The sequence below is a fragment of the Oceanospirillum sediminis genome (assembly GCF_014164585.1).
Lineage (GTDB): Bacteria > Pseudomonadota > Gammaproteobacteria > Pseudomonadales > Halomonadaceae > Oceanospirillum > Oceanospirillum sediminis.
Window position 1 is genome coordinate 1 of the sequence record NZ_JACJFM010000065.1, and the last position, 11,260, is coordinate 11,260.

8 protein-coding genes are annotated in these 11,260 nt (G+C 40.0%); 5 read left to right on the top strand and 3 right to left on the bottom strand.

All coding sequences use genetic code 11. From position 1 onward, the window contains the following. The 3 genes from H4O21_RS23655 to H4O21_RS23665 all read right to left on the bottom strand — a co-directional run. Positions 1–406, bottom strand: a 406-nt coding sequence (locus H4O21_RS23655) for an HAD hydrolase-like protein (RefSeq protein WP_182812195.1), incomplete at its 3' end; no start/stop codon positions are given. A 3-nt stretch (positions 407–409) separates the two neighbouring features. Further along, positions 410–1,579 (bottom strand): MFS transporter, encoded by a 1,170-nt coding sequence (locus tag H4O21_RS23660; RefSeq protein WP_182812198.1) that lies wholly within the window; start codon positions 1,577–1,579, stop codon positions 410–412. 2 nt (positions 1,580–1,581) lie between these two features. After that, entirely contained in the window at positions 1,582–2,796 is a 1,215-nt protein-coding gene (locus tag H4O21_RS23665) for an L-tyrosine/L-tryptophan isonitrile synthase family protein (protein WP_182812201.1), read from the bottom strand. Between the two features lie 90 nt (positions 2,797–2,886). On the opposite strand from H4O21_RS23665, the gene H4O21_RS23670 reads away from it, so the two are divergent. From H4O21_RS23670 to H4O21_RS23690, 5 genes are all read left to right on the top strand, one after another. Beyond that, positions 2,887–3,837 (top strand): GlxA family transcriptional regulator, encoded by a 951-nt coding sequence (locus H4O21_RS23670; RefSeq protein ID WP_182812204.1) that lies wholly within the window; start codon positions 2,887–2,889, stop codon positions 3,835–3,837. 725 nt (positions 3,838–4,562) lie between these two features. Then, positions 4,563–5,120, top strand: coding sequence for an SCO family protein (locus H4O21_RS23675; RefSeq protein ID WP_182812207.1), 558 nt, complete (start codon positions 4,563–4,565; stop codon positions 5,118–5,120). Next, positions 5,121–6,605 carry a methyl-accepting chemotaxis protein gene (locus H4O21_RS23680; RefSeq protein ID WP_182812210.1) on the top strand — a complete coding sequence of 495 codons (1,485 nt, stop codon included), beginning with the start codon at positions 5,121–5,123 and terminating at the stop codon, positions 6,603–6,605. An 816-nt stretch (positions 6,606–7,421) separates the two neighbouring features. Continuing rightward, complete coding sequence (locus tag H4O21_RS23685; protein WP_182812213.1) at positions 7,422–9,230, top strand: bifunctional diguanylate cyclase/phosphodiesterase; 1,809 nt, start codon at positions 7,422–7,424, stop codon at positions 9,228–9,230. A gap of 147 nt (positions 9,231–9,377) precedes the next feature. Beyond that, positions 9,378–11,260: methyl-accepting chemotaxis protein (locus H4O21_RS23690; protein WP_182812216.1), on the top strand; the 1,883-nt coding region annotated here is incomplete at its 3' end.

Here is an 11,260-nt window from a genome sequence, read left to right on the forward strand (position 1 = left end):
AAACAATCGGTATCAGCAAGTAATGCCTTAACCCTGTTATTTTGTGGGCAGCTGCCAGATATCTTTGACCGGGCAGCTGAATAGTTACAAAATAACTTGCCTGCAATTTGGAGACACATTCCGGGTCGACCTCCTGCCCGTTTTTCTCCAATGCATATTCTACCAAGGCCGTACCGCCTTCACCTACCCGATCAGTGATTTCTGAAATGGTCAGAGGTTCCTGGCCATTGGTCACCAGTGCACAGTTGATTGCGTTCGCTATCCCTCCAAGAGTATCTACCAGTGTACCATCCAGATCAAAAATCAGAGCTTTTACTGAGCGGCTTAACATGTTGCGTTCCTCCTCTTCATTAAGAGACAAGAAATGCTCCGTGAAGTCTCCAGTAGGCCGTTTGTCGATATCCATAAATTATTCCTTATGCAACCGTGATAGATGAGGCCAATTCATTAACCGAACGAGTCCGACCATGACAATAAGAATAGGAAAAGCCACATATAAGTTAACTGTTTGCCAACCTAGAGAATTGACCATCACACCTGAGAATAAGGTTGCAGTGGTAACCCCCAGGAAAACCAGCGTATCGTTTAAACCCTGAACGCGAGCCGCTTCCTCCTTTCGACAGCTTTCGGTTAACAGAGAGGTAGCACCGACGTAGAGAAAATTCCAGCCAATTCCCAGCAAAATCAGTCCAGCCTCAAAGTGAGCCAGCTCCGTCCCTACCTGACTGACAGCAATACTCCCAAGGTTTAACAGGCACCCCAGCAGCATGACCGGTATGATACCGATTCTCTGAATCAGTGTTCCTGTGAAAAATGAAGGAGCAAACATAGCAAGTACATGCCATTGAATAACCAAAGCAGTTTGGGCGAAGCCCAGCCCCGAACACATCATGGCAAGAGGCGTAGCTGTCATCAGAAGATTCATCGCGGCATAGCCAACGACACCGCTTAAAACAGCCATGACCAGCACGGGATTACGCGCCATCACAGCCCATGATCTCTGTGTTTGTTTATCTGCTCTTATCATTGGTGGTAAACGAAGACCTAGAGCCAGCAGAGCGCTCAACAAAGCTACGCCTATTAATACAAGGAAGCTGGCAAAAAAAGCAGGGGTAAGGGTATCCTTTGTCCACTGAGCAAGCATAGGTCCAGCCACAGCAGCGAGGAGTCCGCCAGCTAATGTCCAGGAGATGGCTTGGCTTTTTCTTTCCACTGGTGCGGCATCGGCTGCTGCAAATCGATAATATTGCCCAACTGCACCGAAGGCACCAATTAAAAATCCGGCTACCGAGAACAAAGCAAAGCTGCCTATCCAAACGCCAAAGGCAGCACCAGCCAAGCCTACCGCCCCAAGTAAAGCACCACTACAAAAAATAACGCTACGCCCAAAGCGCTCCATAAGTTTGGCCATGGGATACAACATCACCATGGTACCCAGGTATTGGACAGCAAGCGGTACGGTAGCTAAATCAGGCGACGAGAGTTGGGTTGCAACCAAGGCTGACGATGAGAGTACTAAACTAATCGTGGTCATCATCGCCGCCTGGGAGAGCGTCAACAAAAAAATGTTGCGGTTCATTTTCAGAGCTTCAAAAGTTCGTAGAATTGTGTCAGTCCCTTTTCATTGACGACTCGAGTGAAAGATTGGTTACCAATCACGGATATTTCGTGACGGATGACCATTCGTTCAGTTCCATCTTTGTCGTCCTGTATCAGTACTGCAATCCCATGATACGGAAGGAGACGGGAGTTGAGTTTGTATTCTGGATATAGGCGAAGACCTAATACGGGGATTTTCTTTGCGTGGATAGTTGCTCTAATGGCGTTTGGGAAATGGTGTTTTTCCCAATTCGTATCGGCAGCAGCGGCCTTCAAAGCCCGGTACTCTGCCAATGCCAGAGTAGCACTGTTATCAAGATGAGCCAGAGACATGCCAGAGTCGGCACAGAACAGGGCCGCTAGCTGCTCGTAGGTTAACCCCATACGGCGAGAGTTGATTGTGGAACGCATACTGGCATGCCACCGTTGGTACTCATCCGCAGGCAAATCATGCGAAAGAGGATTTTCCAGGAATTTGGTACGCCAAATTTCAAACTGATCGTGAAAGAGCTGATTATAGTGACAGAGATAGTCGGAAATATCATGAATCTTGATTGTGTCAGCTATCTTAAGATCTTGGGTTCGTCGATGTAGTTGAACCAGATAATTTTGTGCTTCTACTGACGTAACGCCTAAAGGAAGTGCGTAGAACGTACTGTCACTAATTACATGAAATACGGCTCCAGGCGGGTATATGCCAGCGATATGACGTGCAATATTATCCATGTGGAGCAATGATACATCATCTGCTGTGGTGACCTCCGTAGGCTGCACCCGTTTGGTCGGATTACTAATAACGCAGAAAGCGAGTATCAGGATCTCAATTGGAGCCCCTTTTTCGCAAGACTCAGTGACCATCTGTCGCCACTGCTCGCACCCACGGAATCTCTTTCGTGAATTAAACTGAAAGGCGTTATGATTAAGCAGCTCAATGATCCGAGATGGCAGATCCAGCGTCTTGGTTTTCTCCAAAAACGTAGCCATATCAAAGTGGGGGGAAACGCTGAGGTGCCGAATCCGGGCATCATCATTAGCCTCATAGGTGCGCTGCGTTTGCCACTGTGAGCGAGGGTCGTTATCAGGCCAGACGAACTCTTGTCCAATTTGAGAGCGAGAAATAATCTCCCCACTCAAACCTACTGGAAGTTGCTGATTAGTAGAGAGTATTGGTGAAGACTGTAGTGTGGACTGTAACATGATTTTTCCTTGTCCTATATGTATTGTTGCCATTGACATTGTGCGTTATTTGGCTAATTTAGTAAGGACGTAATCACCTCGTTTTCTGCCATGACTCACAAGTTGGTTTTTATCGTATACCCTGGTTTTCAATTGCTGGATGCAGCAGGTCCGATTGCAGCTTTCGAGATGACTAATCGGATGAAACCAGGAACGTATGAGCTGATTTTAGCCAGCCCTAAGGGGGGGATGGTGAAAAGCTCTGCCTGTACTACACTATCCACCACGTCATTTGACCAAGTGTTCGATGCGGACACTTTTCTTGCTGTTGGCGGCCCCGGGGTCAATGAAGCTTCAGCTTCTGCAGAGGTGCTTACTTTCATCGGTGATCTGTCACAGAAAGCGAAGCGCATTGGGAGCGTATGCTCAGGGGCTTACCTACTCGCCGCTGCCGGATTGCTCAATGGAAAAAAGGCAACTACACACTGGCAGCTTAGCGCTGATTTTAAGCAACGCTTTCCCGATGTACTCCTTGATGAAGATCGTATCTATATCAATGATGGTAACCTATGGACCTCCGCTGGAATAAGCGCAGGGATCGACCTTTCATTAGCCCTGATAGCCAATGATCTTGGTGAACCGATAGCTCGTCACGTTGCCCACCAATTAGTGATGTATTACCGTCGCCCTGGCGGTCAGTCCCAGTATTCAGAATTAATCGAAATGGGGATGAAGGATGGCCGTTTCGCCAATCTGCTTGATTATATTCGCAATAATCTGGACAAACCGCTCTCGGTGGGCGATCTGGCAGATCAAATGTGCATGAGCTCAAGGCATTTCGCCCGGTGCTTTGCTTCGGAGATTGGCACAACTCCAGCAAGGGCTGTTGAGCGGCTAAGAGTTGAGGCCGCAAGCGCTGCATTAGAAAGTGGTAATGGCTCAATACAGGTTGTTGCACGCCAATGTGGCTTTACTGATATAGAACGAATGCGGCGCGCTTTTATCAGGATAAAGGGCGTTCCACCTTCGGCTATAAAATGCCATTCCCGTCAGTCAGACTAAAAATAAGCAAAGTAGATTAGTTTATCTGACCGATAAGATGCTGGAGGTACTGGATTCGGTTCCGGCTAAACCCGGTAATCCTTATCGGTCATCCGCGCGGTAATGGGGGCCACAATCTAACCTCCGCACCGGCTTTAATCTGATTATATCTGCCACAGACATCTGTCTGCACACTCTCAGGCATACCATCATCAGTAATATGGTATCGACAAACCACCCACATTTGTCACTTCATGTCGTCGATTATCCCCATAAGCAAATAGTACAAAGCTAAAAACACGAATAGTGCAGCCTGATAAACGATAGAAGCCCTAACAGGACAACATCTGTCTTAATCCTGACCTATTTTCAGCGTCAAAGATACCAAATCAGGACATATTTCAACTCATTTGGGACAAGGGGCTTCAACTATCAGGTTTTCAGTGAAATCATAGAACTAAATGTAACCTTTAGTTTTCATAATCATGCTTATATTTTATATCTGCTTCTTTCATTCGGGAGAAAATATTACTTATATATTACACGAGGCAGGAAATAAATCCCTTAAATGATAACTTTTATCAGCCATAACAAACCATAACACTCAGACAGAAGTTGATGACATTATTTGACGGTATATTGAAAGTTATAAACAAGGTTCAACACTATAAAACTGAACCCTCATGTTTATAACTATGCGAAGTAAATGGAATAAAAACATAAGTTAATCACATGATGAGGCGAAAATGACACCTGGCATTCAGAGTAGCTTATTTATTGTGTTCTCGATAATTGTTATCTCTTTATCTGCAAGCCTTGGTAGTTTAAATGGAATAAAGGTACAGGCTGATATACCAGCATTTAATGGAGTGACAGGAAGAAACAAAGTGGTTGATGAAAGTTTTTTAAAAAATAAAAAAGCACTGATTTATTTCGGATATACGGCATGCGGAGGAATATGCTATCCGAGAGTTCAGCTTTTCAAAAAAATAAAGCAGGATTTTAATGAGAACATTTCATTTATATTTATAACCATTGACCCTGACAATGATACAACAGAACGAATGTATAATTATTTTGATTATGCTGGAGACGATTTTCACTCTTTAATCATAAAAGATAAATCGTTTTTTGATGCAATAAGAAGGCAGTTAGCGAATGGCCCTGATCTAAAAAAAGATCCAGTCAATCATAGCGACTTCGTATATTTCTCAGATAATGGAAAACTGAAGTCCATATATGCCGGAAGCCTTATTGATAGTAATAAAATAATAGAAGATATCAACCTATTAAAGGATATTTAAATGTCTTTATCAGAACGCAATCGTATTATGATGTGGGTGATAATAATTCAGTTGCCTTTAATGATTTTAGCTGGACCAGTATTTTATGGCGGGGATTATTCTGGCTTACTATTATCATCAGTGGTTCTTCTGTCTGCAACAGTAATTCTTTACGTTAAGATGAAGCACAGCATAAATTATGGTTATTATGTTGCTACTTCTCTGGTAACTATATCTGCACTGCTTATTCAATCAAGAATGGGACAGATAGAAATGCACTTTCATATTTTCGCTACAATGGCATTCTTAACCATCTATCGAAACTGGAAGATTATTTTAACCTTTGCTCTGACAGTAGCTGTTCATCATTTGATGTTTACCTGGATGCAAATAAGTGAACAAAGTTTATTTGGCATAAATATAATTCTTTATGGCTACAACTGTTCATGGGAAACTTTTTTTATACATGCTTTTTTTGTTATTTTTGAAGCGTCTGCACTAATCTGGATTGCGCTATCAATGCAAAAAGATGAATCTATCTCTATAGCTTTGGTAGATGCAATTAGCAGTATTGTTAATAAGAATGATTTCACCTATTTTATTTCTTCTCCTGAGGCAGAAGTAATAGATAACTTTAACTCTCTTGTAAAGCAAGTACGAAAAGACCTGGAAACCTCACAGAACAATAGTAGCTCTGTCAATGATATTTCCAAGCAAGTTAAGTTAATCACTGATGATTTCACTCAATCTTACAATTCTCAACGAACTCAATCATCTATCATTTCCTCTTCAATGCTTGAATTTTCATATAGTATTGATGAAGTAGCACAAAGTGTTGGTGATAATGCAAGTTATTCAGATAGCCTGAATAAGGAGTCTAAACAAGGTCTACAAAGAATCGAAGAGATCGTTCAGGCATCTGAACAGGTACAGCAAGAAGTCAATTCATCTTGGTCTGTAATATCTGGCCTTGAAAAACGCTGCTCTGTTGTTGCTGAACATGTTGAAGAAATAAAAGGTATTTCCGAACAGACAAACCTATTAGCACTGAATGCAGCTATTGAAGCTGCCAGAGCCGGAGAGATGGGGCGTGGTTTTGCTGTTGTAGCAGATGAAGTACGATCACTAGCTCAACGATCTGCTGAATCATCAGAAAGTATTAACACTCAAATTAATTTTTTATTATCGGATGCTTCAGAGGCCGTAATAGCAATAGAGAAAATGAAGAATATAATTTCTTATATCACAGAAGGAATTAATAATGCTGGAAGCTTGTTTTTGTCTATAAGTAACGGTGTTGATCAGATATCAGAGAAAAATATAGCCTTTGCGACAACCATTGAGCAGCAGACACAAGTTATATTTGAAATAAATAAAAACATTACAGAGCTGGATAATATAGCCTGTTCACTGGAAAAAAGAACATTGCAGGCAGTTAAGTACACTGAATCTCTGGCACAGTTATCAGAAGATGAAAAAAACAGGCTGTCTAAATACATTATTTGAGATTGATTTATGCACTATTCAACAATAGAAGTATATAAGGCTCAGGCCGCAGAATCTGAGTGCACTCTTATGAATCGGGCTTTTGAAATGAGTGAAAAAACAGTCCAGATCTCAACTGCAATGTCAGAACAGAAGTCAATAGCAACAGAGATTACTGAAAATGTTATCCCGATATCAGAGCTTTCTCAACAAACTTCATCCTCAGCTATTCTCTGTAGCACAGTTTTTTCCCAGATACAGAATTATGTAAAACACTGTCAGCTATTTTGCTACAGTTCAGTCTATCAGGCAAAATTTGAGATAGCATCAGAGAACATTATCCTCCATGATTTTTTTTCAGATCGATCAATAATTGCTATATCACTCTATCAAATAAACCTCTGCTCAAAATTATTAATATAGAAGTTGAGACAAGCCTTGATAGCAAAGCCATCATTAAAGCCAGATAGACAGCACAATAACATTAGAGGTTTGTTTTTTAGCTATCAGATTATCATAACCCGTGATGGCTATAGAAAAATCTATAATATAATTCCTTATTACTCCTGAAGTAAAGAAACTAATAACGCTGAGATCTTCTTCTCATATAAGTAGCAGCCTTAACCAGATATAAGAAAACAATAGTCTTTGCGACAACTATCAAGTAACAGACACAAATTGCGTTTGAATTGTATTGAAATATTACAGAGCTGGATAATATCACCTGATCAATGGAATGCTGGGTATTAAAAGCAATATAACTACACTGAATCCCAGATACAGCTATCAGAAGATGAAAAAATTAAGCTGTCTGAACATATTATTTGAGATTGATTTATGCACTATTCAACAATAGAAATATATAAGGCTATTGATAATGCTCAAAAGTCTCTTTTAAAAAGTAGTGATATGAATAAAGCATTTCAACAGCTACTTAAAGATGTTTTAGAAATCACATCAAGTCCAATAGGTTTTTTTGGAGAAATATTCCATAATGAAAATGGCCCTTATGCTCAAATGAGAGCAATAAGCAACATCATGGGAAAAGACCAGCAAAAAGCTCTGCTATCTGATCTGGAGTTTCATGACCCGGACTCTGATATACTGAAGCCAGCCATCACAGGGGAAATTATTATTACTTTCAATAGTACAAGGCCGTCACTCAAACAACCTGAAGGTCACCCTGTAATACATAGCTATATAGGAATACCTGTTAAATTTGATAATAATATCGTTGGTGTCATTGGCTTAGCGAATGCAGAATATCACTATCAATTATCCTGTGTCAGCGAACTATCTCCACTTATAAAGACCATAGCCGTTATGATTGAAAGAAAGCGGTTGCTTAAAGAGCAGGAACAATATAACAAAAGAATGCTTTCCCATGCAGAAAAAGATACTTTAACAGGCTTTTATAATCGCTGGAAATTTGAAGAACTTACCAGCAGTTTCAGGCCACTAGAAAGAGATGTTAAATACATTATATCTTGTATAAACATTGATGCATTCAGAAAGATAAACAATCTGCATGGTTTTGATTATGGCGATCTTTTTATCCGTAAAATTGCGCAAATCATCAGCCGCTCCATTGATAATAAAGGGCTATGCTGTCGCTCCTCTGGCGATGAGTTTCTATTATTATCTCCAGAATATATAGTTTACCATATCATTGAACAATTCAATCCATCTATTACCGTGCATGGTCGACAATCTATTATTACCTTTAGTGTAGGAATGGCCTTTTGGGACTTTGAATCTGGCAATATAACCAGAACAATACAGCATGCAGAACACTCTATGTGCCAGGCTAAGGAACAAGGAGGATCGGCGATAGTATTATATGATGACATTACAAACAATTTTCGCCTGAAACAGGAAAAAATAGCCTTAGTAAGACATGCAATAGAGCAAAATAAAGTTTTATTTTATCTTCAACCCCAGGTTGAAATTCAGAATGGAACAATAACGGGGCATGAAATACTTATAAGAATAATTGATAATAGCAGCATTATTTATCCTGATGATTTTCTTCCCCATATTAGTGAAACTGAAACAGACATAGCATTAGGAGACTATATACTAGAAAATAGTTTCTTAATTGTTAATGAAATCATATCCAGAGATATTTCATGTGATATCAGTATAAATATCAGTGCATACCATTTATTAAGCAAAGAGTTTATTAAAACAATACAGAATCTGATAGACCAATATTCAAAAACAATTTTCTCAAAAATAAAGCTCGAAATAACAGAAACCTCTCTTATTAATGATATAGATAAAGCCGCCCAGATACTTAATTACTGTAAAGACATAGGGCTCAGAATATCACTTGATGACTTTGGGACAGGCTATTCATCTATGAATTACTTTCGGTTATTACCTATAGATGAAGTTAAAATTGATAAAAGTTTTATTCTCGACATCAATCATCGTGAAGAAAGTTTTCTACTGGTTCAGCATATCATCAGCATGGTAAATAGTTTTGGAAAACACGTTATCGCAGAAGGTATCGAGACATCAATCCATAGGTCAACCCTTATAAATCTGGGCTGTAAATATGGACAAGGTTATTTTTATTCTCAACCCTCTCCCTGGGAAAAAGCTTTGTACCTTACAGTAGAGCAGAAGTTAGATACAGAATAAGCCACGTTTACAACACAATGTAATAAAAAAAATAACACCAGATAGCAAGAGAGATCAATAATGAGTATAAGAGTAAAGCTAATACTATTTTCTAGTCTATCACTAATGATCCTGATATTCTTATCGGCAGTCATAACCTTTAATGAGATGCATAAACTGACAGTTAGCCGGATAGAAAAATCGGAGCTACCTGCAGTATTGGGTGAGGTTGAAGGAAAGATAGATAGCTATATCAGAAAAGCTATTACCCACTCTCAGGGCTTAGTTGAGAACAGTTACATTAAACACTGGCTGAAAAATAATGAGAACAAAGAAGGTTATGAACCACTAATTAATTATCTTGACAACCTTAAAACATTCAGCGAATCATCAGCTGTTTTTTTAGTATCTGATAATAGTCGAAAATTTTACTATGAAGGCGGCAATCTAAAAACAATCACCCCGGATACTGATGCAGATATCTGGTATTTCAACTTTATCAGTAGTGGAAAACAATATGAGTTAAATATCGATCATGATGAGACAACAGGTAATATTACCGGGTTCATCAACTATCGTATAGAAGATGAAGGTAAATTGTTAGGCGTAGGGGGAATTGGTAAACCCCTGAATGAACTGTCCTCTGTCATTGGTAATTACCGTATTGGTGAAAATGGTATTGTTTATCTGATTAATAGTAATGGTCAGGTAAAAATTCATGGAAATAAAATATATATTGGTTCACTAATTACTGATCTAATCAGTGGATTGGATGAAAACATGTTATCACAGCTACTAAAAGGCAATCAGCAAGTGCTTACAATACATGATCAGGAGAAGGGTAACCTGGTGCTATCCTCTACTGTATTACCATCGACAGACTGGGTACTGGTATCAGAGATACCCGAATCTGATCTTTACCAGGATATAAACAAGTCAATCATAAAAACAGCTTTTTTTAGCACCATATTATCTTTTCTTTTTATTTTTCTTTTTGCATATGTTATTAAAATATTTTTTAAACCTATTGACGATATATCTCATGCATTACTATCTATAGCAGAAGGAGATCGGGATCTTACACAGAGAATCAACTATTATGCAAATGATGAAGCTGGAGTACTGGCGAAAGGGTTTAATACATTTGTCAGCAAAATTAGTGAGGTGATTACCTCTGCTAATACCATTGGTCTTAAACTGAATGAGAGTGTTAATACAACATCAATGGAGATCGCCCAAACCGTACACTGGGCCAATGATCAGGAAAGGAATACTCATCAGGTCGCTTCTGCTATCAGTCAGATGGAATCATCGGCCAGTGAAGTCGCACAGAATGCTAAGCTGGCAGTTAAGGCTACAGAGAACGTATTAGATGGGGCATCGAAAGGTCAACAAGCTGTTAATGATGCGACTGAGACTATCCGTAAAATGTCTGATAATATCCAGCAAACTGCTGATACTATTGCTCTGCTAAATAAAGATGTCGAGCAGATCGCAACAGTAACTGACGTGATTCAGGGTATCTCTGAACAGACTAATTTGCTGGCTCTTAATGCTGCGATTGAGGCTGCAAGGGCCGGAGAAGCAGGCAGAGGATTTGCCGTAGTTGCAGATGAGGTCAGAATGCTGTCACAGAAAACCAGGCAATCGACAGAAGAGATCGCAGGTATGATTGAGCGTCTTCAGGTTGCGTCAAAAAAGGCTGTGAGCATGATAGAGGAGGGCTTGTCCTCAACTCAGGAAGGCACTGAGAAAGTCATTATTGCCGGGGATCTGTTCCGTACCATTATGGACCTGGTTGCTGAGATGAGTGAAAAAACAGTGCAGATCGCAACTGCAACATCAGAGCAGAAGTCAATGGCAACAGAAATTACTGAGAACGTTATCTCGATATCAGAGCTTTCTCAAAAAACGTCATCCGCAACCAGTTCCTGTGACAATGCTTTCACCTGCATGCAGGGGCTCCTCGACGTTAGGTGTGGATTCTGCTTTGAGATTTATAGCAAAATAAGCACTTTTTCAGAGAGGATAAATCATGGATGGCAATCAGA